The sequence below is a fragment of the Serratia sp. TMDUHS_CL genome (assembly GCF_037137105.1).
Lineage (GTDB): Bacteria > Pseudomonadota > Gammaproteobacteria > Enterobacterales > Enterobacteriaceae > Serratia > Serratia nevei.
Map to the genome: position 1 here is coordinate 283,812 of NZ_JBBBDV010000005.1, position 25,826 is coordinate 309,637.

Sequence of the window (25,826 nt, forward strand, 5' to 3'; positions counted from 1 at the left end):
AGCAGGATCTATGCAGGACAAACTTCTTAATCCCGGCGCGACCTTCGCGCTGGATAACGCCAGCTTCGCCGTCCCCGGCCGGGTGCTGTTGCAACCGCTGTCGCTCAGTTTTCCCCAGGGCAAAGTCTGCGGCCTGATCGGCCATAACGGTTCCGGTAAATCCACTCTGTTGAAACTGCTCGGGCGGCATCAAGCCCCCAGCGGTGGCCAGGTACTGCTCAATCGGCAGCCGTTGGCGCAGTGGGATAGCAAATCCTTCGCCCGCCAGGTGGCCTACCTGCCGCAGCAGCTGCCGGCGGCGGAAGGCATGACGGTGCGCGAGCTGGTGGCCGTCGGCCGCTATCCGTGGCACGGCGCGCTGGGGCGTTTTGGCGCCAACGATCGCCAATTGGTCGAAGAGGCCATTTCACTGGTGGGGCTCAAGCCGTTCGCCAACCGCCTGGTGGACAGCCTGTCCGGCGGCGAGCGCCAACGCGCCTGGCTGGCGATGATGGTGGCGCAGGACAGCCGCTGCCTGCTGCTTGACGAACCGACGTCGGCGCTGGACATCGCGCACCAGGTCGAGGTGCTGGCGCTGATCCAGCGCTTGAGCCGCGAACGCGATCTCACGGTGATCGCCGTGCTGCACGACATCAACATGGCGGCGCGCTACTGCGATCATCTGGTGGCGCTGCGCGGCGGTGAAATGATCGCTCAGGGCGGCCCGCTGGAACTGATGCAGGGGCCGGTGCTGGAGCAAATTTACGGTATTCCTATGGGCACGTTGCCGCACCCGAGCGGCGGCGCGCCGGTGAGTTTTGTCTACTGATGTCTTCTGCATTCACTTCTTCTCACGACCCGCTGCGCCGCCGTTTGTTGATGGCGCTGGCGCTGTCACCGCTGTTGGGCTCGTTGCCCGGCCGGGCGGCGGATGCGCCGCCGGATATCGCGCGCGTTGCGGCGCTGGAATGGCTGCCGATCGAACTGCTGTTGGCATTGGGCGTGACGCCGCTGGCGGTGGCCGATGTGCATAACTACAACCTGTGGGTGGCGGAGCCGAAGCTGCCGGCGACGGTGGTCGACGTCGGTCAGCGCACCGAACCTAACCTCGAACTGCTGCAGCAGCTCCAGCCTTCGCTGGTGTTGCTGTCGCAAGGCTATGGCCCGACGCCGCGAAAAATCCAACCCATCGCGCCAACCATGAGCTTCGGCTTCAACGACGGCAGCGGCAAACCGCTGACCGTCGCCCGCCAGTCGCTGCTGGCGCTGGGCCAGCGGTTGGGCATAGAAAGCCGGGCGGTAAACCACCTGGCGCAGTTCGACGGCTTTATGCAGGACGCGCGTCAGCGCCTGCAAAGCTATACCCGGCAACCGCTGCTGTTGTTTTCGCTGATCGACACGCGCCATGCGTTGATCATCGGCCAGAAAAGCCTGTTCCAGGAAGCGATGGACCAACTGGGCATCCGCAATGCCTGGCAGGAGCAAACCGACTTTTGGGGCACGGCGGTGGTGGGGATTGAACGGTTGGCTACGGTGCGTAATGCCCGGGTCATCTATCTCGATCACGGCAATCAGGCGATGATGGACAAGGTCAGCGCGACGCCGCTGTGGCAGTCGTTGCCCTTTGTGCGGCAAAACCAGCTGCGGCAGGTGCCGGCGGTGTGGTTCTACGGCGCCACGCTGTCGACGATGCGGTTTTGCCGCCTGTTGGCGCAGGCCCAGGAGAGTGCGGCATGAATGCAGGCATCCGGAGATTACCGCTGACGCTGATCCTGCTGTTGCTGGCGGCAGCAGGCGGCCTGACGATATACAACCTGGCGCAGCAGCTGCCGCCGGCGCAATGGGTGCGGGCGCTCAGCGCGCCGGACATCGACGACGTGCGGCAAATGCTGTTCCATTACAGCCTGCTGCCGCGGTTGACGGTGTCGCTGTTGGCCGGCGCCGGCTTGGGGTTGGTCGGCGTGCTGTTCCAGCAGGTGTTGCGTAATCCGTTGGCGGAGCCGTCGACGCTCGGCGTTGCCGCCGGCGCGCAGCTCGGCCTGACCATCGCCACGCTGTGGGTGCTGCCGGGGGGCGAATTCACTCGCCAGCTGGCCGCTATGGTGGGCGCGATTGTGGTGGGCGGGCTGGTGTTCGGCGTCGCCTGGGGCAAGCGGATGTCGCCGGTCACGCTGATTCTGGCCGGGCTGGTACTGGGGCTGTACTGCGGCGCGGTCAACAGCCTGTTGGCGCTGTTTCATTACGATCAGCTGCAGGGCATGTTCCTGTGGGGAACCGGTGCGCTGAACCAACAGGACTGGAGCGCCGTGCAGTTCATTCTGCCGCGTTTGTTGGTGGCCGGCGCGCTGGCGGCGCTGTTGCTGCGCCCGCTGACGCTGCTGGGGCTGGACGATGGCGTGGCGCGTAACCTGGGGCTGGGGCTGTCGATGGCGCGCTTCTGCACTCTGGGGCTGGCCATTATCTTCAGCGCCATGTTGGTGAGTGCGGTGGGCGTTATCGGCTTTATCGGCCTGTTTGCACCGCTGATGGCGAAGATGTTGGGCGCGCGCCGCCTGGCGCACCGCATGATGCTGGCGCCGTTGCTGGGGGCGCTGTTGCTGTGGTTGACCGATCAGGTGATGCTCGGGGTGACGCAGGTGTGGCGTGAGATCCCGACCGGCACGGCCACCGCGCTGTTCGGTGCTCCGCTGCTGCTGTGGCTGCTGCCGCGTTTGCGCAGCGCCGCCACGCCGCCGCCGATGAACCTCGGCGACAAGGTGCCTGCCGAACGCGGGAATCTGCCTGCCTGGATCCTGGTGGGTGGCCTCGTACTGCTGATCGGCCTGACGCTGGCGCTGATGTTGGGCAAAAATGCCGGCGGCTGGCACTGGAGCCTGGGCGCGGAACTGGACTCCTTGCTGCCGTGGCGCTGGCCGCGGGTGCTGTCGGCGCTGGCGGCGGGCATGATGCTGGCGGTCGCCGGCACGCTGATTCAGAAGCTGACCGGCAACCCGATGGCCAGCCCGGAAGTGTTGGGCATCAGCTCCGGCGCCGCTTTTGGCGTCGTGATGATGCTGTTTATGGTGCCGGGCGACGTCTTCGTTTGGCTGCTGCCCGCCGGCAGCCTGGGGGCGGCCGCGACGCTACTTATCATCATGATCGCCGCAGGTCGCGGCGGTTTCTCGACGGAACGTATGCTGCTCGCCGGTATCGCGCTCAGCACCGCCTTTACCACCGTCATCTTCCTGCTGTTGGCCAGCGGCGATCCGCGTATGGGGGGCTTGCTGACCTGGCTCTCCGGCTCGACCTATTCGGTGGAGCCGGCGCAGGCGCTGCGTACCGCGCTGGTGGCCGCCGGCCTGATGGTATTGGCGCCGTTGTGCCGCCGTTGGTTGACCATCCTGCCGCTCGGCGGCGCCACCGCCCGTTCGGTGGGCATTGCGCTGACGCCGGCGCGGTTGACCATTCTTTTATTGGCCGCCGTGCTGACCGCCATGGCGACCCTGACCGTAGGGCCGTTGAGCTTTGTCGGGCTGATGGCACCGCATATGGCGCGCATGCTGGGCTTCCGCCGTGCGCTGCCGCAGATGGTGATCGCCGCGCTGCTGGGCGGCTTGCTGATGGTGTTTGCCGACTGGTGCGGGCGGATGCTGCTGTTCCCGTACCAGATCCCCGCCGGGTTATTGGCGACCTTTATCGGTGCGCCGTACTTCGTTTATCTGTTGCGTAAGCAGACGTCGTAATCGGCGTCTCGCCGTGCTTTTTCTGCCCTCAAAGGCTCAGCGTCGCTGAGCCTTTTTTTATTTTTTAGGGTGTTGCAAGGCACTGCGAGCGGTTGCGCAAAAACGCTATTGCGTGCGAAAAGGAACACGTGGCGTGGTGGTGAGATGAATATACTGCGGGCGGGTGCTCTGGATCTTTGTCTCTGGAGCCCGTGCGAAAGAGATAAAGAGAAAAGCCCCGAGTCGATATCCATCAACCCGAGGCCTACTCTAACGCGTGACAACGTTAAGTTAGCCTCTTACCCGCCGCGAGGCAAGGAGAAGAAGGCATGATGCCGAACAAACGGAGCCTGTTAAAATTGGTGGTTATTTGTGCCACGGTAATATCACTGGCATGGATAACTCGCAGCACGCTGTGTGAGCTGCGGATCCGATCGGGCAACACGGAGGTTGCGGCCATTTTGGCTTACGAATCCGAACGGTAAGGCAACCCGGCAGCGGGGGCTTGGCCTCCGCTTGCCGGCAAGTCGCTGCGTTGATCCGGGAGCACCCATCCGCTTAAAAAAAACGGCGAGCCTCAGCTCGCCGTTTTCATGTTGATGTCGGGGTTTATTTCAGGCCGGCTGCATCGCGCAGCAGCGCGGCTTTATCGGTCGCTTCCCACGGGAAGTGCTCGCGGCCGAAGTGGCCGTAGGCAGCGGTTTCGCGGTAGATCGGTTGCAGCAGATCCATCATCTGGATCAGGCCATATGGGCGCAGATCGAAGAATTCGCGCACCAGCAGCGTCAGCTGTTCGGTTGGCACTTTCTCGGTACCGAAGGTTTCCACCATGATGGAGGTCGGTTCCGCTACGCCGATAGCGTAAGACACCTGAATCTCGCAGCGATCGGCCAGGCCGGCGGCGACGATGTTTTTCGCCACGTAGCGTGCCGCGTAAGCCGCGGAACGGTCAACCTTGGACGGATCCTTACCGGAGAAGGCGCCGCCGCCATGGCGAGCCATGCCGCCGTAGGTGTCGACGATGATTTTACGGCCGGTCAGGCCGCAGTCGCCCATCGGGCCGCCGATAACGAAACGGCCGGTCGGGTTGATGTGGTATTTGGTGCCCGCCGTCAGCCATTCCGCCGGCAGGACCGGTTTGATGATCTCTTCCATCACCGCTTCTTGCAGATCTTTCAGCGAGATGTCTTCTGAGTGCTGGGTGGACAGTACCACGGCGTCGATGCCGACGATTTTGCCGTCGTCGTACTGGAAGGTCACCTGGCTCTTCGCATCCGGACGCAGCCACGGCAGGGTGCCGTTTTTGCGCACTTCGGACTGGCGCTGCACCAGACGGTGCGCGTAGGTCACCGGGGCCGGCATCAGCACGTCGGTTTCGTTGGTGGCGTAGCCAAACATCAAGCCCTGATCGCCGGCGCCCTGCTCGAGAGGATCGGTACGGTCAACGCCCTGATTGATGTCCGGGGATTGTTTACCGATGGCGCTCAATACTGCGCAGGAGTTGGCGTCAAAGCCCATGTCCGAATGAACGTAGCCGATCTCGCGCACGGTCTTGCGGGTGATCTCTTCGATATCGACCCAGGCGCTGGTGGTGATTTCACCGCCGACCAGCACCATGCCGGTTTTCACGTAGGTTTCGCAGGCGACGCGCGCTTTCGGATCCTGTTCCAGGATGGCGTCGAGGACGGCATCGGAGATCTGATCGGCGATTTTATCGGGATGTCCTTCGGAGACGGATTCGGACGTGAAGAGGTGTTTAGCCATTGTGTTCTTTACCTTGCATAAGACGGGTTAGAAATTACTGCACAGCGCTGGAGATCCGGCATCAAAGCGAAGGGTCTTCCGCTGATGGCGCGAGATGCATCCTGCAACGCCCCTCAGGCAAAGCCGTTAAGCAGTTTATCAGTTAACCAGTATAGATGGATTAACATCTGGACGTCTATTTTAGGTCAGGGTTTAGCCAGATTGCCAGTAATTTTTTGCGCTTTCGCTCTTTTGCGCAAACGGGTTGGCGCCATTTTCATCGCTTGAAACAGTTTTCGGCGAATTTTCATTTTGCTTTTTCACCTGCTTACCGGTATAAACTGCGCGCGCGGTTCATTTGCTGCACAGTACGGCGATTGGCGGTGGGGAAGGTGCGATAAACTTCCGCTTTGCATTCGCCGGCGTTGCGCTATTATCCGTCGCAGGCGTTCGCCGTGAGCGCCGCCGCTTCATCGAACGGTCACGTTCTTACACTATTTTAGAGGCTGGGTCGTTCACTCCGAACGGCGCGCGTGGAGGTGGTTGGATTAATGATCCGTTGTCTACCGGTTGTTGGCTCCCAACAGCAGTGCCGTTCTGGCGCACATTCTTCTGCTATTTCCCGTCTTGTCTCTCTGTCACTTACCAGGTGCGATAAACACTTGGCCGCTACTCAGGATTCTCGGGCCGGCTAACGGTCGTCTGAAGAACTGAACAAGGGTAGCCTGCAGCCTTCCTGTGGGATGTTTCTTGGCCCGATTCACGAGGTTTGAACAGGGTGTCTTACAATTATATGAGTGATAAACCGATCGCTGACCGCGAACGGCAGTTCTCTTCGCTGCCGCCAGCGCGGCTTGTTGGGTTGTTCTCGCGGGTTGTAGCTGCGATAGTGGCTGACGGTTTCGTCAGTGCGGAATGTGAGGCGAACCATGTCTGATGATCTGTTGATTCACCGCCCGCCGGTTGCGGGCGAGTCTTTATCTTTGCGCTCCATGCAGGAGGTTGCCATGAATGATCGTAATGCCAGCAAGATGCTGCGCACTTATAACGTCGCCTACTGGGGCAACAATTACTATGACGTCAACGAGCTGGGCCATATCAGCGTGTGCCCGGACCCGGATGTCCCGCAGGCGCGCGTCGATCTGGCAGAACTGGTGAAAACGCGCCAGCAAGACGGGCAGCGTTTGCCTGCGCTGTTCTGCTTCCCGCAGATCCTCCAGCATCGCTTGCGTTCGATCAACGCCGCGTTCAAACGCGCGCGTGAGTCCTTCGGTTACCAGGGCGGCTATTTCCTGGTGTATCCGATCAAGGTGAACCAACATCGCCGCGTGATTGAGTCGCTGGTGAACTCCGGGGAACCGCTGGGGCTGGAAGCCGGCTCCAAGGCCGAGCTGATGGCGGTGCTGGCGCATGCCGGCATGACCCGCTCGGTGATCGTCTGTAACGGCTATAAAGATCGTGAATACATTCGCCTGGCGCTGATCGGGGAAAAACTGGGGCACAAGGTGTACCTGGTGATCGAGAAGATGTCCGAGATCAACCTGGTGCTGGAAGAAGCCGAACGGTTGAACGTCATACCACGCCTGGGCGTGCGTGCGCGTCTGGCTTCGCAGGGCTCCGGCAAATGGCAGTCGAGCGGCGGCGAAAAATCCAAGTTCGGCCTGGCGGCGGTGCAGGTGCTGAAGCTGGTAGAGACCCTGCGCGAAGCGGGCCGTCTCGACAGCCTGCAACTGCTGCACTTCCACCTGGGTTCGCAGCTGGCCAACATTCGCGATATCGCCACCGGCGTGCGCGAATCGGCGCGTTTCTACGTTGAACTGCACAAGCTGGGCGTCAACATTCAGTGCTTCGACGTGGGCGGTGGCTTGGGCGTCGACTACGAAGGCACCCGCTCGCAGTCCGACTGCTCGGTGAACTACGGCCTGAACGAATATGCCAACAACGTGATTTGGGGCATCGGCGACGCCTGTAACGAACACGGCCTGCCGCACCCGACGGTGATCACCGAGTCCGGCCGCGCCGTGACCGCGCACCACACGGTGCTGGTCTCCAACGTGATCGGCGTAGAACGCAACGAATTCAGCGAACCGCTGCCGCCGGAAGCCGACGCGCCGCGCGCGCTGGAAAGCATGTGGGAAACCTGGCTGGAAATGAACGAGCCGGAGAACCGCCGCTCGCTGCGCGAATGGCTGCACGACAGCCAGATGGATCTGCACGACGTGCATACCCAATATGCGCACGGCATGCTGGATCTGACCAAGCGCGCCTGGGCCGAGCAGCTGTATCTGAACATCTGCAACAAGATCCAGCAGCAGCTCGATCCGAGCAACCGCGCGCACCGTCCGATCATTGACGAACTGCAAGAACGCATGGCGGACAAGTTCTACGTCAACTTCTCGCTGTTCCAGTCGATGCCGGATGCCTGGGGTATCGATCAGCTGTTCCCGGTGCTGCCGCTGGAAGGGCTGGATAAGCCGCCGGAAGGCCGCGCGGTGCTGCTCGACATCACCTGCGACTCCGACGGCACCATCGACCACTATGTCGACGGCGACGGCGTGGCGACCACCATGCCGATGCCGCCGTACGATCCGGAGAACCCGCCGGCGCTGGGCTTCTTCATGGTCGGTGCGTACCAGGAGATCCTCGGCAACATGCACAACCTGTTCGGCGATACCGCCTCGGTTGACGTGTATGTGTTCCCGGACGGCAGCGTCGAGACCGAACTGTCCGACGAGGGCGACACCGTGGCGGACATGTTGGAGTACGTGCAGCTCGATCCGAGTGCGCTGCTGGCCAAATTCCGCGATCAGGTCAAAGAAACCGATCTGGACAGCGAGCTGCAGGCGCAGTTCCTGGAAGAGTTTGAGGCCGGCCTGTACGGCTACACGTATCTGGAAGACGAGTAACCGCCCTCTTCAGGGGGGCGATATCGGCCCCCTTGAAGCATGGATAAAATGCGGCCATAATCTGCCGTATCGGTAGCACCGAAACAAACATCGAATAAATCCCTTTCTCGTCGGGCTAACGACGCGGGAGGGATTTTTTTTTGTAACGGCCCGGCGCCTGCGCCCGGCAACTTGTTGAACTACGAGGGTTTACTATGAGCACCTTAGGCCATCAGTCCGATAATTCATTAGTGTCCAACGCCTTTGGTTTCCTGCGCTTTCCGCTGAACTTCATGCCTTACGACAGCGATGCAGAGTGGGTCATCACCGGCATTCCGTTTGACATGGCGACCTCCGGTCGCGCCGGTGGCCGTCACGGCCCGGCGGCTATTCGTCAGGTATCTACCAACCTGGCCTGGGAAGGCAACCGTTGGCCGTGGAGCTTCGATCTGCGCGATCGGCTGAACGTGGTTGACTGCGGCGACATCGTGTTCAATTTCGGCGATGCGCAGGACATGAGCGACAAGCTGCAGGCGCACGCGGAGAAACTGCTGAAGGCCGGTAAGCGTATGCTCTCGTTCGGCGGCGACCACTTCGTGACCCTGCCGCTGCTGCGCGCGCACGCCAAGCATTTCGGCAAGCTGGCGCTGGTACACTTCGACGCCCATACCGATACCTACGCCAACGGCAGCAAGTTCGACCACGGCACCATGTTCTACCATGCCCCGAACGAAGGCCTGATCGATCCGCACCACTCGGTGCAGATCGGTATTCGCACCGAGTTCGATCATGACAACGGCTTTACCGTGCTGGATGCCGCGCAGGTGAACGATCGCAGCGTGGACGACCTGCTGACCCAGATCAAAGGCATCGTCGGCGATATGCCGGTGTACCTGACCTTCGACATCGACTGCTTGGATCCGGCGTTCGCACCGGGCACCGGCACGCCGGTGATCGGCGGTCTGACTTCCGATCGTGCGCTGAAACTGGTGCGCGGCATGCAGTCGCTGAACATCGTCGGCATGGACGTGGTAGAAGTGGCGCCGGCCTATGACCAGTCCGAGATCACCGCGCTGGCCGCGGCGACCCTGGGCTTGGAGATGCTGTACCTGCAGGCGGCGAAGAAACACGCCTGACGCCAGGCCACGCCTCGCTGAAAAAGCGGCTCCCATCGTATGGGGCCGCTTTTTTTATTTCATTTGTCGCCATCCGCGCTGCGATTTTCAGCCTGTTGCAACGCCTTTGCGCAATCCTGCGCAGAAATGAAACTGAGTCAGAGAATAAGGACACGGGACAACGGAGAGGATGAATATACTGCGCGCGGGTGCTCTGGATCTTTGTATCTGGAGCCTGCGTGAAAGGTACAAAGAGAAAAGCCCCGAGTCGATATCCATCAACCCGAGGCCAACTCTAACGCCAGACAACGTTAAGTTAGCCTCTTACCCGCCGCGAGGCAAGGAGAAGAAGGCATGATGCCGAACAAACGGAGCCTGTTAAAATTGGTGGTTATTTGTGCCACGGTAATATCACTGGCATGGATAACTCGCAGCACGCTGTGTGAGCTGCGGATCCGATCGGGCAACACGGAGGTTGCGGCCATTTTGGCTTACGAATCCGAACGGTAAGGCAACCCGGCGACGGGGGATGTCCCCCGTCTGCTGATTGTTGGCGTCCAGATCCATGAGCACCCTCTCAACGCTGTCGGTTTTCCGCCGCACGGGACAGGGAAACGGGTCTATGCCCGTTTCACCTGCCGCGCCAGCAACATGCGGCCAAACAGTGCGCCGCCCGCCAGCAATGTCAGCAGCTGCGAGGCGATCAGCACCGCAAAGCCTGAAGACACCTTACCTTGGCTGGCCATCACCATGCCCATCGCCATCGGCACAAACGCCGAAAACAGATTGCCGATGCCGTTGATCAGCCCATAGGCGCTGCCGACCGCCTCCGGCCGCGCATAATGTTGCAGCAGGGTAGGGATCGCCGCGCCCTGCGCGCCCCAACAGGCATTGGCCGCCAGCAGGAAGAAGGCGATCCAGCCAAGCTGATGGCTGTTCATCACGCCATAGATACACAGCGCGGTCGCTGCGCCGCCGCAGACGAAGATCAGCGGCGCTTGATAAGGGCGGATACGATCGAGCAACACGCCGCCGAGGTATTTGGAGGCGATGCTGACGATGAAAGGCAGCGCGGCCATCCAGCCCATCTGCTTGATGGAGAACCCCTTTTCATCGGTCAGATACGCCGGCAACCAGGAGCTGGAGCCCCACAGATAGCTGAGCGTAGCGATCTCGATCAGCAGGATCCAGCCAAGCATCGGCGTGCGCCAGGCCAGCGTAAAGGTGTGCCAGACGCGGCTCAGCACCGGTTGTGGATCGGCAGAGCGCGAGGGTGAAGACAGGGCGAGGGGATGAACGAACAGCCGTACTAGCGCGAGCCCCAGCAGCAGGTTGAGCAGCGCCAGCAGATGAAACGACATCGCCCAGCCGAAATGCGCCATCAGAAAACTCACCAGCGGAAAGCCGAGCACCAGCCCCAATGAAACGCCCAGCGCGCTGACCGCGTTGGGCTTGCCGCGCTCTTCGGCGGCGAAATGATCGCTGATGTACATGGTCTTCAGCGAGAACAGCGGCCCCTCGCTGACGCCAAGCAGCGCGCGCACCACGCACAGCAGCATCAGCGATCCCGCCAGCGGCGAGGCGGCGGTGAGCAGCGCCCACAGCACCACGCTCAGCGTCAGCGCGCGGCGGTAACCCATCAGCGTTTCCAGAAACGGCGTCAGCAACATGGCGGACAGGCCGTAGCCGAGCAAAAACATCGTCATCAGCGTGCCCTGGTGGGCGCGGTCGCCGCCGAGTTGGAAGTGTTGCAGGAAGTCGGGATTGACCAACATCACGGCGATATTGACCCGATCCGCATAGGCGATAACGATCAGAAACAGCAGGGCGATCACCCCAAACCAGCGTTGACGTTGTTGCACGTTGCGTTCCTCAATGCGAGCGGTTGACGAATTCAGGCAGCAGCAAACTCACCCGCGGATGCCATTGCGCACAAACGCGGGGGATGAGGCTGATTGATGTAAATTTATTGTTATCAAATAGGATGTGGAAGACAGTGAGAAAACACTTTTACGCGCAATGCGTCGTCGGAATCAACGCATTTTTTGCCATAAATTAGCGGGAGAGCGCACAACTGACATAGGTTTTTCATATCGGTGCATGATTTCGTGATCCTTCCCGCATTTGTCATTTTTAAACAACCTTTCATTAACATTTGCCGTTCCGCCCGCTTGACGAAAGTTTCGCCAGACCTATAGTGGCTGTATTAAATAAGAAACTGAGTTTCATATATGAAACAATCAGATAGAGGACAAAAGCAATGAGCTGGAAGAATGTGTGCGAAGTGTCTCAGGTGAAAGAAGATTTTCCTTTCTCCGGCAAAGTGGAAGGAAAAGAGATCGGGGTGTACCTGCTCGACGGTAACTACTACGCGCTGGAAGACGTTTGCCCGCATGCTTATGCCTTGCTCAGCCAGGGGTTTGTAGACGACGGCAAGGTTGAGTGCCCGCTGCACGAAGCGCTGTTTGACGTGCGCACCGGCCAGTGCCTGCGCGAGCCGGGCGGTCGCGATCTGCAAACCTATCCCACCCGGGTGGTCGACAACCAAATCCAGATCACCTTTATCGCGGAGGAGTAATCATGCAGCACATCACCGATTTCAATCCCTGGCTACCGGACACCCAACAGGTGACGCCGGCCCGCGAAGGCGGCAACGGTCAAATCCATCAGCCGGGTCAGTTCCGCAATGTCATCTGGCAAAACCGTGCTCGTGTGCCGGACGGTTTCGAAGCCGCCCTGGTGGCGGCGCTGGAAACGATCTTCGATCAGGGTGCGGAAGAGCTGGAGCAGATCGTCAGCGCGTTGAATCAGCGCCGCCTGTTCGATCGCAGCGGCCAACCGTGGAATGAGGCGACGTTCCGCGAATTCCTTCACGTTAACGGTTTCTGAGCCACCTCCGGGAGAAGACAATGACAGCAAACACAACATCCTCCGAACAGAGCTTGCAGGACTATCTTGACCAGGGGTTGCGCGGCATGTGGTATCCGGTGCTGGCCAGCTGGGAAGTGGGCAACAACCCGGTCGGCATCACCCGCCTGGAGCAGCAAATCGTGGTATGGCGCGACGGCGAAGGCCAGATCCACGCGCTGGAAGACCGCTGCCCGCACCGCGGCGCGCGGCTTTCCATGGGGTGGAACCTCGGCGATCGCATCGCCTGCTGGTACCACGGGGTAGAGGTCGGCGGCGACGGTACGGTGAAAGATGTGCCGGCAGTGGATCGCTGCCCGCTGGTGGGGCAAAAATGCCTGCGGTCTTACCCGGCCAAAGAAGCCTACGGCGCAGTGTTCCTCTATTTCGGCGTGACGGCGGATGAAACGCCGGCGGCGCTGACTTTCCCGCAAGAACTGGCGGACGAAGCCTCGTACAGCAACTTCCTGTGCACCGCCAGCTGGAACTGCAACTACCAATACGCCCTGGAAAACGTGATGGATCCGATGCACGGCACCTACCTGCACTCTTCCTCTCACTCGATGGCGGAAGGGGATCGCAAGGCGGATATGGGGCTGGAACCGACCGACAGCGGGTTTATCTTCAAGAAGAACGGCCAGATCGGCGTCAACTTCGACTGGGTGGAGTTCGGCAGCAGCGGCGCCTATTGGATGCGCCTGTCGATCCCATACAAGAAGCGCTTCGGGCCAGGTGGCCACTTCTGGATCATCGGCATGGTGGTGCCGGAAGACAAGGATCACTGCCGGGTCTTCTTCTGGCGCATCCGTAAGGTCAAAGACTGGCAGCGTGACATGTGGCGCTTCATGTACCGCAACCGCCTGGAATCATTGCATTGGGACGTGCTCGAGCAGGATCGCATCGTGCTTGAGAACATGGCGCCTAACGCCCGCGGCCGCGAATACCTGTACCAGCACGACGTCGGTCTTTCTCGCCTGCGCCGGATGATGCAGAAAGAGGCGCAGAAACAGCTGGCGACGTTGCGCGAGCGGGAGGCGGCGCAGTGAACGGCCTGCTGAACGGTAAACGCATCGTGGTCACCGGGGCGGCGCGCGGCCTGGGTTACAGCTTCGCTGCCGCCATCGCCGCTGCCGGCGCGCAGGTGGTGATGTGCGACATTCTGGCGGATGAGCTGGCGGCGAGCGGTGCCGCGCTGCGCGAGCAGGGCGCTCAGGTGGAAACGCAGACGATCGATCTGGCGTCACCGGATTCGATCCGCTCGTCGTTCGAGAAGATCGCCGCAGGCGGCGGGATCGACGGCCTCGTGAACAACGCGGCGCTGGCGACCGGCGTCGGCGGCAAAACCATGATGGAATACGATATCGACCTGTGGGATCGGGTGATGCAGGTCAACGTGCGCGGCACCTGGCTGGTGAGCCAGGCGGCGGTGCCGCTGCTGGCACGCAACCCGCACGCCAAGATCGTCAACGTGGCGTCGGATACCGCGCTGTGGGGCGCGCCGCGCCTGATGGCCTATGTCGCCAGCAAAGGCGCGCTGATCGCGATGACCCGCTCGATGGCGCGCGAGCTGGGTCCGCAGGGGATCTGCGTCAACGCCATCGCACCGGGCCTGACGCGGGTGGAAGCCACCGAATATGTGCCCGCCGAGCGCCATCAACTGTACGAGCAGGGGCGCGCGCTGGCCGGGGCGCAGCATCCGGACGATGTGAACGGTACGGTGCTTTATCTGCTGTCGTCGCTGGCGGATTTCGTCACCGGCCAACTGCTGCCGGTCAACGGCGGCTTCGTATTCAACTGAGGCCCGCAGGGCAGGCGCACAGCGCAGGAGCGAGAGATGGCGGACGAGCAAGCATGTAAATATCTGATCCCGGGACTGGATCGCGGGTTGCAGTTGCTGCTGGCGTTTGGCGAGCAGCATAAGGAAATGACTTTCGCCGAGTTGCATCGCCTGGTCGATATGCCGAAGGCCACCGCTTACCGCGTGGTGCAGACGCTCGAGCACCTGGGCTTTTTGGAGCGCAATCCGCGCACCAACACCTTTGCGCTCGGCATCAAGGTGCTGCGCCTCGGCTTCGAATACATCGCGTCGCTGGACGTGGCGCAGGCTGGCCAGCCGGTGATTGAGCAGCTGCGCGATCGCAGCCAGTGCAGCAGCCATCTGGCGATCCGAGACGGGCGCGACGTTATTTACATCGCCCGCGTCAGCGCCGCCGGTTCGCAGATCAATCAGGTCAGCGTCGGCACCCGTTTGCCGGTGCACCAAACCTCTCTGGGTCGCATGCTGTTGACCAGCGCCACCCGCAGCGAGTTCGAACAACTTTATCCGGACGCGCAGCTGCCGGGCAATGCGCCGGGCACCCCGGCGGATCGCGAAACGCTGTGGCAGATGGTGCAACAAGACAAAGCGCGCGGCTATGTGATCGGCGAATCGTTCTTCCGCCACGGCATCTCCTCGATCGTCTACCCGATCTTCAACCGCGAGCAGCGGGTCGAGGCGGTGGTCAGCATCATGGTGCCGTCCGATGAGATCCCGAAAGCGGATCGCGAGCGGCTGCGCATGGAAGTGCGCGACGCGGCGGAGAAAATTTCCGGCTTCCTCGGCGCGCCGCCGCAGGCCAACGTCGGCTAACCGACAGGACCGACTCTTTTACTCAGGCAGGGATAAGGCCCGTAGCAAACAGGGGCCGGGGTTCACTCATGCCTGAAAACCGTATGCAGCGAGAACGTGAGGCTGAACAATGAGCGTAATCGGAATCGAAAAACTGGAATTTGGCGTCGAAGATCTGCCAACCTGCGAAAAATTCATGCAAGACTTCGGCCTGCAGCCCGCCACGCAACATTGGGGCGAACCGCAGCGCGAATTCACTACCCTGAGCGGGGCGCGGGTTGTCCTGCACCCGTTGCAAAGCGCGGCGCTGCCTGCGGCGTTTGAAGGCGGTTCTACCCTGCGCCGCATGATCTGGGGCGTGGCCTCGCCTGCCGATCTGGCGCGCCTGCAGCCGCGTTTGGCGCTGATGCCCGGCTTCCGTCAGGTGGGAGAAGAGCTGGAATGCCTCGATCCCAACGGCATGACGCTGCGCTTCGTCGTCAGCCGCCAGCAGGCGGTCGAGGTGCCGGTCACGCCGATCAACCAATGGGGCGACGTGCGCCGCATCGATCAACCCAGCCCGGTCTATTCGCAGGCGCAGCCGATCAACATTGGCCACGTGGTGTTCTTCGTTGAGGATCTGGCGGCGACCGAGCGTTTCTATCGCGAGCTGTTGGATTTCCAGGTTTCCGATCGCTATATCGATCGCGCCGTCTTCCTGCGCACCCAGGCGCGCGGCGGCCACCATAACCTGTTCCTGCTGAAGCTGCCGAACCGCCCACGGGGCCTGAACCACGTGGCGTTCACCGTGCGCGATATCCACGAAGTGATCGGCGGCGGCATCGCCATGAACAAAGAGAAGTGGAGCACCTTTATCGGCCCCGGCCGCCACCCGATCTCCTCGGCCTATTTCTGGTACGTCAACAGCCCGACCGGCGGCGCGTTCGAGTACTACACCAACGACGATTATCTGACGGAAAACTGGCAGCCGCGCGAGCTGGAGCATTCATTGGTCTCCTTCACCGAATGGGCGGTAGAGGGCGGCATCGATCACGACACGCGCCGCCAGCATAAAAAGGCGGAGGCGTTATGAACCGGCCGGAACACGCGGGCATCGTCATCGTCGGCGGCGGCCAGGCCGGCGGCTGGGCGGCCAAGACGCTGCGCGATCGCGGTTACAGCGGCCGGCTGACGGTTGTCAGCGACGAACCCTACGATTTTTACGAGCGGCCGCCGCTGTCGAAAGCGGCGCTGCTGGATGCCGCGGCTCCCCTCAGCCGGCTGTTCAGCGAACAGGCGGTGGCGGAGCTGAATATCGACTGGCGTCGCCCGCTGCGCGCCGAGTCCATCGATGCAGAACAGCAAATCGTCACGCTCAGCGACGGGCAACGGCTGCAGTTCGAGCAGTTGCTGATCGCCACCGGCGGGCGGCCGCGTGTGCCGAGCGCCGCCTGGGCGCAGCACCCGCGCGTGATGACGCTGCGTTCCTGGGACGATGCGGCCCGGTTGCGGCAGGGCCTGCAGGGCTGCCGTCGCCTGGCGATCGTCGGCGGCGGTTGGATCGGGCTGGAGATCGCCGCTTCCGCGCGCCGTCTCGGCGCCGAGGTGACGGTGTTTGAACGCCAGCCTGCGCTGTGCATGCGCAGCGTCGGCGCCGACGTCTCACAGGCGTTGCTCGAACTGCATCGCCAGCAGGGCGTCACGGTGCTGTGCGGCTGCGGCGAGATCTCGCTGGAAGATCGCGACGGCACCGCCTGGATCGGCAGCGAAGTCAGCGATCCGCAGGCCTTCGATCTGGTGGTGGTGGGGATCGGCGTCGAGCTGAATCTCGAACTGGCGCGCAGCGCCGGGCTGGCGATCGACTCCGGCATCGTGGTCGACGGCCAGGGGCGCACCAGCCATCCGGCGATCTTCGCCGCCGGCGATGTGGCGCGCCACCCGACGCTTGGCCTGTGCCTGCAGTCCTGGGCCTACGCACAAAATCAGGCCATCAGCACCGCCTGTGCGATGCTCGACGCCTTCGCCGCCCCGTATGACGACGTGGCCTGGCTTTGGTCGGATCAATACGACGCTAATATCCAGATCCTCGGCGTGCCGAGTGGCGGCGTGCACCATGTGGTGCGCCGCACGCCGCAGTCGCAGGTGTTCTTCACGCTGAACGCCGATCGGCAGCTGGTGCAGATGGTGGCGTTCAACGACGCGCGCACCATCAAGCTCGGCAAGCGTTGGTTGGCGAGCGGCCGGGTGCTGGATCCGCAGCAGTTGGCGGATGCGGAGTTTTCTTTGATGGCGTTGAAATAACGCCCGAACCTCGGGAGCGTTTTATGACTACGCAAGACATTGACGCCCGCGCTGGACGGGCGGGGGAAGCCGTTGCCGAAAATCCGCAGCAGCGGGTGCGCTGGTCGGTGCCGATCGCGCTGTTTGCCTGCGTGCTGTTGGCGTTTTTCGACAAGATCAGCATCGCGGCGCTGTTTTCCGATAGCGAGTTCCAGCAGGCGTTAGGGATCGGTTTTGACCCGGCGCGGCTGGGCTTGCTGATGAGCGCGTTTCTGTTCTCCTACGGCATTTCCTCGATGCTGCTCAGCGGCATCGGCGATCGGCTTAATCCGGTCAAGGTATTGATTGGCATGATGGTGGTGTGGGGCGTGCTGATGGTGTTGATGGGGATGGTGCGTTCCTATCACGCCATGATGACGCTGCGCATTCTGCTCGGTATCGCCGAAGGGCCGCTGCTGCCGATGGCCTACGCCATTATTCGTCAGGCCTTCCCGCCGCAGCTGCAGGCGCGCGCCACCATGCTGTGGCTGCTCGGTACGCCGCTGGGCGCCGCGCTTGGCTTCCCGGTCACCCTGTACATCCTCAATACCTTCGACTGGCAGGCCACCTTCTTCTTTATGGCGTTTCTGACGTTGCCGGTGATGTTGCTGGTGCTGTTCGGCATGCGCCACCTGAACGTCGCGCGCCCGGCGGCGGCGACCAAGCCGGCGGTGTCCGAACGCCAACAGCATCGCCGCGAGCTGCTGCGCAGCCCGCACTTTTGGATGATCTGTCTGTTCAACATCGCCTTCCTGACCTACCTGTGGGGCATGAACGGCTGGTTGCCGAGCTACCTGATCAAGGGGAAAGGCATTCATCTGGAGCATGCCGGTTATCTCTCTTCGCTGCCGTTCATCGCCATGCTGCTCGGCGAAGTGCTGGGCGCCTGGCTGTCGGACAAGCTGGATCGGCGCGCGCTGGCCTGCTTCCTGTCGCTGTGCGGCGCCGGCCTCGGTCTGGCGGTGGTGCTGCACCTGCAGGGCACCTACAGCGTGATCGCTGCCATGGCCTTCAGCACCTTTATGTGGGGCGCCGGCGCGCCGAATATTTTCGCGCTGTTGGCGAAGGCGACCAGTAGCAAGGTCAGCGCTACCGCCGGCGGTATCTTCAACGGGTTGGGCAATTTTGCCGGCGCGTTGGCGCCGGTGCTGATGGGGGCGTTGATCGCCGCCACCGGCAATATGGATAACGGCCTGCTGTTCCTGGTGGTGATGGCTTTCGTCGGCTGCCTCATTCTGCTGCCGTTACTGAGAAAGTACTGAATTAACAATTGCTAAGCCCAATGGATTCCATGCTGTGGCTAGGCGGCAAGTTCGTGAGTCTCCAGGAGCTTACTGCGGTAAGTGACTGGTGCGAACGAATGCAGTCAACAACGCCACAGCGTGAAAGACGAAGGGGATAACCATTTGATTCAACAGAGGAGTGACAACATGTCTCAGGTTGAGAACAAAGCCGGCGTTAAGCCGCAGGATCTGTCGATGGAAAATTGGGTGGAGTCGCGCATCGCCCGTTTCGAAGGCCGTAAATACGACTGGAACGCGCTGAAGTTCCAGGCCGACTTTGACCCGAAATACCGCCGTGCGCAGATGCGCTACATCGGTACCGGCGCTACCGGCGTGGCCAGCGACGCCAACACCATTCCGGCGGGCAATTTCACCTTCTCCACCATGGTGCTGCCGTCGAAGTGCGAGGGCCCGCTGCACCTGCACGACGACGTGGAAGAAGTGTTCTTCATGCTGAAAGGCAGCATCACGCTGATGATTCAGGATGGGGAAGAGTATTACGAAACCCGGCTGAAAGAGCGCGATCTGATCTCGGTGCCGGCGGGGGTGTATCGCGGCCTGTTCAACCACGGCGAGGAAGAGGCGCTGATGTGCGTGATGCTCGGCACCGCCAAGCCGGAGATCCCGACCTATCCGGCGGATCACCCGCTGTCCAAAGTGAAGCGCAACTGATGAACGGCCTGGCGCAACGCCAACGGGCGCGCTGCGGGGCGTATACCCTGAGCTGGCGCGAGGCCGGGCAGGGGCGGCCGGTGGTGTTGTTGCACGGCATCAGCTCCGGGTCCGCCTCGTGGATCAAGCAGCTCAACGATAGCGGCCTGACGGACGGCCACCGTCTGTTGGCGTGGGACGCGCCGGGCTACGGCGGCAGCCTGCCGTTGGCGGATCCTCAGGCCGATGCCGCCGGTTATGCGGCGGCGTTGGCGGCGCTGATTGATGAGCTGCAGCTGGCGCAGCCGCTGATCGTCGGCCATTCGCTGGGGGCGCTGATCGGCAGCGCCTATGCCGCCGGCTATCCGGACGGGTTATGTGGATTGGTGTTGGCGGATCCGGCGCAGGGCTATGCCACGGCGCCGGAGGAAAAACGTCGGCAGGTGTACGGCCAGCGCCAACAGATGATAGAGACGCTGGGGCCGGTGGGCTATGGCGAGCAGCGGGCGGCGGCCTTGCTGCGTGAAGGGGCGGATCCGCAGGATATCGCCTGGGTGCGCAACGGCATGCAGCAGCTCGATCCCGACGGTTTTCTGAGCGCCGCCTGGATGCTGGCCAACGACGATATCGGCCGCTATCTGGCGCGCTATCGCGGCCCTCTGGAAGTCTGGTGCGGTGAACAGGATCGCATTACGCCGCCGGAGAAGGCGGCCGAGCTGGCGCGTGAGCAGGACGCGACGCTGCGTTTGATCGCCGCCGCCGGCCATGCCAGCTACCTCGACGCGCCGGCGTGTTTCAACCGCTATCTGCGGGACTTTACGGGAGCAATCCAACGATGAATTTTCAGCTTGAGAATCGGGTGGCGGTGGTAACCGGCGGCTCGTCGGGCATCGGTTTCGAAACCCTGAAACTGCTGCTGGCCGAAGGGGCGAAGGTGGCGTTCTGCGGCCGCGATCCGGACAAACTGGCCGGCGCAGCAGCCAGCCTGCGTGCGGAGTTTCCGCAGGCGGAGATCCTGGCGCTGCGCTGCGACGTACTGGACGCGCAGCAGGTGGCGCAGTTCGCTGACCAGGTGACGGCGCATTTCGGCGGCGTGGATCTGCTGATCAACAACGCCGGTCAGGGCTTCGTCGCCCATTTTGACCAAACGCCGCGCGAAGCCTGGCTGCATGAGGCCGAGCTGAAGCTGTTCGGCGTGATCAACCCGGTGCAGGCGTTCTTACCGGCGCTGGAACGGTCGACGATCGCGTCGATCACCTGCGTGAACTCGCTGCTGGCGCTGCAGCCGGAAGAACACATGATCGCCACCTCGGCGGCGCGCGCCGCGCTGCTCAACATGACGCTGACGCTGTCGAAAGAGCTGGTGGGCAAAGGCATTCGCGTTAACTCGATCTTGCTGGGGATGGTGGAGTCGGGCCAATGGCGCCGCCGTTTCGACGAGCGCAGCGATAAAGATCAAAGCTGGGAGCAGTGGACGGCGGCGATCGCCGAACGCCGCGGCATCCCGATGAAGCGCCTCGGCAAGCCGCAGGAGCCGGCGCAGGCGCTGCTGTTCCTCGCTTCGCCGCTGGCTTCCTTTACCACCGGCGCGGCGCTGGACGTATCCGGCGGCTTTAACCGCCATGTGTAGCAGGGGCCGATAAAGATGAAGAAGATCATGATGATTGGCTACGGCGCGATGGCGAAGGAAGTGATCGCCCGTTTGCCGGAAGGCGTGGAGGTCGGTTGGATCCTGGCGCGCGCGGCTCATCATGCGGCGATCGCCGAGGCCTTTGGCGGGCGGGTGCAGGCGTTGACCCATCCCGAGCAGTGTTTGCAGCGGCCGGATCTGGTGCTGGAGTGCGCCAGCCAGCAGGCGGTGGCGGAGTTCGGCGAAGCGGTTCTGCAGCGCGGTTGGCCGCTGGCGCTGATCTCGACCGGCGCGCTGGCGGACGCCGCATTGCAACAGCGGCTGCAGCAGGTTTGCCGCCGCCATCACGGGCAGTTGATCGTGTTGTCCGGTGCGGTGGCGGGGATGGATGGGCTGGCGTCGGCGCGCGAAGGCGGGCTGGAGAGCGTTACCTATCAGGCCAGCAAAAGCCCGGCCAGCTGGCGCGGCAGCCCGGCGGAGCAGCTGATCGACCTCAATGCGGTGAGCGAAGCGCAGGTATTTTTTGAAGGGTCGGCGCGCGAAGCGGCGCGTTTGTTCCCGGCCAATGCCAACGTGGCGGCCACCATTGCGCTCAACGGCCTGGGGATGGACGCCACCCGGGTACGCCTGCAGGTCGATCCCGCCACCCGGCGCAATACCCATCGTCTGCAGGTGTGCGGCGACTTTGGCGAATTTCACATCGAGCTGAGCGGCACCCCGCTGGCGAGCAATCCCAAAACATCAACCCTGGCGGCGCTGAGCGCGGTACAAGCCTGTCGCCGTCTGGTGGACGGCGGTTTTATTGCCTGAACGGCAGGAGCGGAGCATGGAACGATTGAATATTTTTGTCGCCGGGCGCTGGCGTGAAGGGCGTGGCGAAGAGATGGCTTCGGTATTCCCGGCCGACGGCAGCGTCAACGCGCGGCTGCGTGCCGCGAACGTCGAGGACGTGAACGAGGCGGTGGAAGCAGCGGAACGCGCCTGGCGCGCGCCGGAATGGCGTGGGCTGGTGCCGCACCAGCGCGCCTCGATCCTCTACCGCGTCAGCAACCTGATTCTGGCGCAGCAGGAACAGTTGGCCGAGCTGCAGACCCGCGACAACGGCAAGCCGCTGGCGGAAACCCGCGGGCTGGTGGCCAGCGCGGCGGCGACCGCGCGCTACTTCGCGGCCGCCTGCGAGGTGTTGGAAGGCGAGCTGCCGACCCCGCGCAGCGCCGAGGTGATGACGCTCAGCCAGTATCAACCGATGGGGGTGATCGCCGCCATTACGCCGTGGAACTCGCCGATCGCCAGCGAAATGCAGAAGGTGGCGCCGGCGCTGGCGGCGGGCAACGCGGTGGTGCTCAAACCGGCCGAAGCCACGCCGCTGATGGCGCTGAAGCTGGCCGAGCTGTTCGAACAGGCGGGCCTGCCGGCTGGGCTGCTCAGCGTGTTGCCGGGCAAAGGTTCGGTGATCGGCGAGGCGTTGGCGCGCCATCCGCTGGTGAAAAAGATCTCCTTTACCGGCGGGACCAGTACCGGGCGCCATTTGGCGCACATCGCCGCCGACAAGCTGATCCCCACTTCGCTGGAATTGGGCGGCAAATCGCCGACCATCGTGCTGGAGGACGCCGCTCTGGAGCAGGCGGCGCGCGGCATCTGCTACGGCATTTTCAGCTCCGCCGGCCAGGCGTGCATCGCCGGTTCGCGGCTGTTCGTGCATCGTTCGCTGTATCAGCCGCTGCTGGCGCGTTTGACCGAACTGACGGCGGGGCTGCGCATCGGCAACCCGCTGGTGCCGGGCGTGCATCTCGGCCCGCTGATCAGCGCCAAACATCGGCAAAGCGTGGCGGACTACGTGGCGCTGGCGCGGCAGGAGGGCGGCCGGGTGGTCATCGGCGGCGAAGCGCCGGCCGATCCGCAGCTGGCGAGCGGTAGCTATTACCTGCCGACCATTATTGAAGGCTTGAACAACGACGCCCGCGTCTGCCAGGAAGAGATCTTCGGCCCGGTGCTGGTGGCGCTGCCGTTTGACGATGAGCAACAGCTGATCGAACAGGCCAATGACTCGGTGTACGGCCTGGCGGCCGGCATCTGGAGCCGCGACTTCCCTCGCGCGATGGCGCTGGCGGAGCGGCTGGAAACCGGCACCGTCTGGGTCAATACCTACAAAACGTTCTCGATTTCCACGCCGTTCGGCGGTTTCAAGGAAAGCGGGCTGGGCCGCGAAAAGGGCCTGAACGGCATCAAGGCCTACATGCAGCAGAAAAGCGTGTATCTGGCGTTGAGCCATCAGGTGAACCGCTGGAGCGACTAGGCCGACACCTCTACGCATAACCCTAATAACGAATACCCTAAGAAGGCAGATGATGAGCGATAAAATCACGGTTGGCGAGGCGATAGCCCGGACTCTGGAACAGTATGCGGTGTCGGCGATGTACGGCATCATTTCGATTCATAATCTGCCGATCGCCGATGCGGTGGGGCAGCGCGATAAAATTCGCTTTGTGCCGGCGCGCGGCGAAGCGGGGGCGGTCACCATGGCCGACGCGCACGGGCGTTTCTCCGGCCTGGGCGTAGCGTTGACCAGCACCGGCGCCGGCGCCGGCAACGCGGTGGGGGCGATGATTGAGGCGCTCAACGCCAACACGCCGCTGCTGCATATCACCGGCCAGGTGGAAAAAGCCTATCTGGACGCCGACGCCGGTTTTATTCATGAAACCCGCGATCAGCTCGGCTTCCTGCGCGCCTGCTCCAAGCGCGCTTACCGGGTCAATTCGCCGGAGCAGGCGGTGGCGGTGATCCAACGGGCGATCCTGGATGCGCAAACCGTGCCCTGCGGCCCGGTGGCGGTCGAGATCCCGATCGATATTCAAAGCAGCCTGGTTTCCCGTTCGGTGCTGACCGAGCCGTTGGCGCCGGCGCCGCTGCCGAAGGCGGGCGATGCGGCGGTGGAACGGCTGCATCAGCGGCTGAAACAGGCCAAGCGTCCGCTGCTGTGGTTGGGCGGCGGCGCCTTGGCCTGCGGCGACGCGGTGCGCAAGCTGGCGGACGCCGGCGTGGCGGTGATCTCCAGCACCCACGGGCGCGGCATTCTGCCGGACAGCCATCCGCGCAGCCTGCGGGCGTTCCATAACTCACCGAGCATCGAAGCGATCCTGACGCAGTGCGATCTGACGCTGGTGGCCGGTTCGCGCCTGCGCAGCAATGAAACCCGTACCTGGACGCTGCCGCTGCCGCGCCCGCTGGTGCAGATTGACATCGATCCGGCGGCGGCCAACCGCAACTATCTGGCCGATGAACAGATCAACGGCGACTGTGCGGCGCTGCTGGCGGCGCTGGCGGCGCGGCTGGCCCCCGGCGAGAAGGTCAACGCCGAGTGGGATGCCGAGATCGCGGGGGCGGTGCAGCAGGCGGAGAGCGCGCTGCGCCAGCAGTCCGGTGAATACGCCAAACTCAACGACGCCATCGACGCCGCGCTGCCGCAGGACGGGCTGTTGGTACGCGATATCACCGTTTCCGGCAGCGTCTGGGGCAGCCGGTTGTTCCGGGCGATCTCGCCGCTGTGCAACATTCACTCGCTGGCGGGTGCCATCGGTATGGGGCTGCCGATGGCCATCGGCACCGCGATTGCCAACCCGCAGCGCAAGGTGGTGGGGCTGGTGGGCGATGGTGGTCTGGCGCTGGGCCTGGGCGAGTTGGCGACCATGGCGCAGGAACAGGTGAATATCACCCTGCTGATCATGAACGACGGCGGTTATGGTGTGATGCGCGGCATTCAGGACAAGTACTTCGCCGGGCGCCAGTATTACAACGAGCTGCATACGCCGGCGTTCACCCAGATTGCCGAAGCGATGGGGCTGAAAGCCTGGAAGGTGGACGCAGCGGCACAGTTCAACGGCGTGCTGGCCGAAGCGATCAACTACCTGGGGCCGTCGGTGGTCGAGGTGGACATGAAACAGGTCGGGCCGCTGACTTTCGCCGGGCCGCCGCAGAAAACGCTGTATTAATACGATAAAAAACGCCCGGCGATGCCGGGCGTTTTCGTGATTATTTCTCTGCCGCGATGCGATCGCGGATGTGCTGCGCACGCGCTTGGGAAGAAGGGTGGTCGTCGAACAGGCTGCTCTGGCGGCCGGCTTCCATCTGGGCCAGCTTCTCGAAGCTGGTGGCCAGGCCGTTCGGATCGATGCCGCGTTTTTTCAGCAGATCGAACGAGTAATCATCCGCTTCGCTTTCCTGCTTCTGCGAGAACTGGGCGCTGACCAGCTTCTCGCCGATGTCTGCCAGCTGCGACTGCGACAGCGAGCCGATGACGCCGCCGGCGGAGGAGGCCGCGGTGCGCAGCGCCACGGTGCCGTAAGCCACCTGCATCGCCTTGCGGGTGTGGCCCAGCGCCACGTGGCCCATTTCATGGCCCAGCACGCCTTCCACTTCGTTATCGTTCATCATGTCCATCAGGCCGCTGTAGACGCGGATGCAGCCGTTGGCCATCGCCCAGGCGTTGACGTCTTTGGTCACGTAGACCTTGTAGTTGGCCGGGGTGCCGTTGATGTTGTCGCCCAGCGCCGCGGCGATTTTGTTGAGACGCTTGGCGTAGGTGCTGTCGGCCGGCGCGATTTGTGCCTTGCTGTCCATCTCGGCGCAGGATTTATCACTCAGGGCCTTAACGTCGTTGTTGCTCAGGGTCGCCGCCTGGAATGCCTGGGCGCCGGACTGCATCAAGGTTTCGGTATTCAGGTTTTGACAGCCGGTTGCCAAGGTGGCAATGCCCAACGCAATCAAAGAGGTACGGATCTTCATAACGCCATCTTCCTGTGAAGGTAACAAGGTAAAAGAATCATTTTGCTTGGAGGAAATCTTGTCGCAAGAGCCTAGTGTACGTCAGACGGGGCGAGAATAGTGTTATTCCGAAAAAGCGTCCAATCGTGCTAATAAGTGGTGAACTCGCTCTCATTTGGCATTAGGGATTGCCGTTGTGATGTGGAGTCTGAGAAAATAGGGAACTTGACTGCTTTTTTTATCCGACCTGGAGTAAAACATGTCC

General features: G+C 62.5%; 24 protein-coding genes. 21 read left to right on the top strand and 3 right to left on the bottom strand.

Annotated features, from left to right (window positions below):
- The first annotated feature begins 10 nt into the window (after positions 1 to 10).
- From fhuC to WCL58_RS12720, 4 genes are all read left to right on the top strand, one after another.
- Positions 11 to 808, top strand: a complete 798-nt coding sequence (gene fhuC / locus WCL58_RS12705; RefSeq protein WP_049200086.1) for a Fe3+-hydroxamate ABC transporter ATP-binding protein FhuC — start codon at positions 11 to 13, stop codon at positions 806 to 808.
- Positions 808 to 1,716, top strand: a complete 909-nt coding sequence (gene fhuD, locus WCL58_RS12710; protein WP_038872395.1) for a Fe(3+)-hydroxamate ABC transporter substrate-binding protein FhuD — start codon at positions 808 to 810, stop codon at positions 1,714 to 1,716. The genes fhuC and fhuD overlap by 1 nt, the downstream gene beginning before the upstream one ends.
- The gene (gene fhuB / locus WCL58_RS12715; RefSeq protein ID WP_336851241.1) at positions 1,713 to 3,701 is read left to right on the top strand and encodes a Fe(3+)-hydroxamate ABC transporter permease FhuB; all 1,989 of its coding nucleotides are present in this window, start codon (positions 1,713 to 1,715) and stop codon (positions 3,699 to 3,701) included. Before fhuD ends, fhuB begins: the two co-directional genes overlap by 4 nt.
- Before the next feature lie 311 nt (positions 3,702 to 4,012).
- Positions 4,013 to 4,165: a Hok/Gef family protein gene (locus WCL58_RS12720; RefSeq protein WP_033638576.1), complete on the top strand. Its 153-nt coding sequence runs from the start codon at positions 4,013 to 4,015 to the stop codon at positions 4,163 to 4,165.
- Positions 4,166 to 4,289: 124 nt separating this feature from the next.
- On the opposite strand, the gene metK is transcribed toward WCL58_RS12720, so the two are convergent.
- Entirely contained in the window at positions 4,290 to 5,444 is a 1,155-nt protein-coding gene (gene metK / locus WCL58_RS12725) for a methionine adenosyltransferase (protein WP_016926681.1), read from the bottom strand.
- A 908-nt stretch (positions 5,445 to 6,352) separates the two neighbouring features.
- Between metK and speA the strand changes: the two genes are divergently transcribed.
- From speA to WCL58_RS12740, 3 genes are all read left to right on the top strand, one after another.
- Positions 6,353 to 8,329, top strand: coding sequence for a biosynthetic arginine decarboxylase (speA, locus tag WCL58_RS12730; RefSeq protein ID WP_055311965.1), 1,977 nt, complete (start codon positions 6,353 to 6,355; stop codon positions 8,327 to 8,329).
- A gap of 194 nt (positions 8,330 to 8,523) precedes the next feature.
- Complete coding sequence (speB, locus tag WCL58_RS12735; RefSeq protein ID WP_004937606.1) at positions 8,524 to 9,444, top strand: agmatinase; 921 nt, start codon at positions 8,524 to 8,526, stop codon at positions 9,442 to 9,444.
- Positions 9,445 to 9,780: 336 nt separating this feature from the next.
- Entirely contained in the window at positions 9,781 to 9,933 is a 153-nt protein-coding gene (locus WCL58_RS12740; RefSeq protein WP_033638576.1) for a Hok/Gef family protein, read from the top strand.
- A 110-nt stretch (positions 9,934 to 10,043) separates the two neighbouring features.
- Here WCL58_RS12740 and WCL58_RS12745 read toward each other — a convergent pair whose 3' ends face one another.
- Positions 10,044 to 11,285: an MFS transporter gene (locus tag WCL58_RS12745; RefSeq protein ID WP_187321702.1), complete on the bottom strand. Its 1,242-nt coding sequence runs from the start codon at positions 11,283 to 11,285 to the stop codon at positions 10,044 to 10,046.
- A 398-nt stretch (positions 11,286 to 11,683) separates the two neighbouring features.
- Here WCL58_RS12745 and WCL58_RS12750 point away from each other — a divergent pair, with 398 nt between their 5' ends.
- The 14 genes from WCL58_RS12750 (at position 11,684) to WCL58_RS12815 (ending at position 24,789) form a co-directional block, all read left to right on the top strand.
- Entirely contained in the window at positions 11,684 to 12,001 is a 318-nt protein-coding gene (locus WCL58_RS12750) for a non-heme iron oxygenase ferredoxin subunit (RefSeq protein ID WP_004937614.1), read from the top strand.
- 2 nt (positions 12,002 to 12,003) lie between these two features.
- Positions 12,004 to 12,312, top strand: coding sequence for a recombinase-like helix-turn-helix domain-containing protein (locus tag WCL58_RS12755; protein WP_047729876.1), 309 nt, complete (start codon positions 12,004 to 12,006; stop codon positions 12,310 to 12,312).
- 20 nt (positions 12,313 to 12,332) lie between these two features.
- Positions 12,333 to 13,376, top strand: coding sequence for an aromatic ring-hydroxylating oxygenase subunit alpha (locus tag WCL58_RS12760; protein WP_147840642.1), 1,044 nt, complete (start codon positions 12,333 to 12,335; stop codon positions 13,374 to 13,376).
- On the top strand, positions 13,373 to 14,128 hold the full coding sequence (locus WCL58_RS12765) for an SDR family oxidoreductase (protein ID WP_336851242.1): 756 nt from the start codon (positions 13,373 to 13,375) through the stop codon (positions 14,126 to 14,128). The genes WCL58_RS12760 and WCL58_RS12765 overlap by 4 nt, the downstream gene beginning before the upstream one ends.
- Before the next feature lie 36 nt (positions 14,129 to 14,164).
- Positions 14,165 to 14,959 carry an IclR family transcriptional regulator gene (locus tag WCL58_RS12770; RefSeq protein WP_004937625.1) on the top strand — a complete coding sequence of 265 codons (795 nt, stop codon included), beginning with the start codon at positions 14,165 to 14,167 and terminating at the stop codon, positions 14,957 to 14,959.
- A 109-nt stretch (positions 14,960 to 15,068) separates the two neighbouring features.
- Positions 15,069 to 16,010, top strand: a complete 942-nt coding sequence (locus tag WCL58_RS12775; RefSeq protein WP_336851243.1) for a VOC family protein — start codon at positions 15,069 to 15,071, stop codon at positions 16,008 to 16,010.
- On the top strand, positions 16,007 to 17,218 hold the full coding sequence (locus tag WCL58_RS12780; protein ID WP_060422706.1) for an NAD(P)/FAD-dependent oxidoreductase: 1,212 nt from the start codon (positions 16,007 to 16,009) through the stop codon (positions 17,216 to 17,218). The genes WCL58_RS12775 and WCL58_RS12780 overlap by 4 nt, the downstream gene beginning before the upstream one ends.
- 23 nt (positions 17,219 to 17,241) lie before the next feature.
- Complete coding sequence (locus WCL58_RS12785) at positions 17,242 to 18,498, top strand: MFS transporter (RefSeq protein ID WP_038874278.1); 1,257 nt, start codon at positions 17,242 to 17,244, stop codon at positions 18,496 to 18,498.
- Between the two features lie 168 nt (positions 18,499 to 18,666).
- Positions 18,667 to 19,191 (top strand): cupin domain-containing protein, encoded by a 525-nt coding sequence (locus WCL58_RS12790; protein WP_004937634.1) that lies wholly within the window; start codon positions 18,667 to 18,669, stop codon positions 19,189 to 19,191.
- Positions 19,191 to 20,009, top strand: coding sequence for an alpha/beta fold hydrolase (locus WCL58_RS12795; RefSeq protein ID WP_055311972.1), 819 nt, complete (start codon positions 19,191 to 19,193; stop codon positions 20,007 to 20,009). The genes WCL58_RS12790 and WCL58_RS12795 overlap by 1 nt, the downstream gene beginning before the upstream one ends.
- Positions 20,006 to 20,800 carry an SDR family oxidoreductase gene (locus tag WCL58_RS12800; RefSeq protein ID WP_047570596.1) on the top strand — a complete coding sequence of 265 codons (795 nt, stop codon included), beginning with the start codon at positions 20,006 to 20,008 and terminating at the stop codon, positions 20,798 to 20,800. The genes WCL58_RS12795 and WCL58_RS12800 overlap by 4 nt, the downstream gene beginning before the upstream one ends.
- A 15-nt stretch (positions 20,801 to 20,815) precedes the next feature.
- On the top strand, positions 20,816 to 21,610 hold the full coding sequence (locus WCL58_RS12805) for an aspartate dehydrogenase (protein ID WP_060422711.1): 795 nt from the start codon (positions 20,816 to 20,818) through the stop codon (positions 21,608 to 21,610).
- A 16-nt stretch (positions 21,611 to 21,626) separates the two neighbouring features.
- A complete protein-coding gene (locus WCL58_RS12810; RefSeq protein WP_308342886.1) occupies positions 21,627 to 23,096 on the top strand; it encodes an aldehyde dehydrogenase in 1,470 nt (489 codons plus the stop codon).
- Positions 23,097 to 23,148: 52 nt separating this feature from the next.
- Positions 23,149 to 24,789 carry a thiamine pyrophosphate-binding protein gene (locus WCL58_RS12815; RefSeq protein WP_336851244.1) on the top strand — a complete coding sequence of 547 codons (1,641 nt, stop codon included), beginning with the start codon at positions 23,149 to 23,151 and terminating at the stop codon, positions 24,787 to 24,789.
- A 40-nt stretch (positions 24,790 to 24,829) separates the two neighbouring features.
- Here WCL58_RS12815 and WCL58_RS12820 read toward each other — a convergent pair whose 3' ends face one another.
- A complete protein-coding gene (locus WCL58_RS12820; RefSeq protein ID WP_019456034.1) occupies positions 24,830 to 25,582 on the bottom strand; it encodes a M48 family metallopeptidase in 753 nt (250 codons plus the stop codon).
- Positions 25,583 to 25,826: the final 244 nt, after the last annotated feature.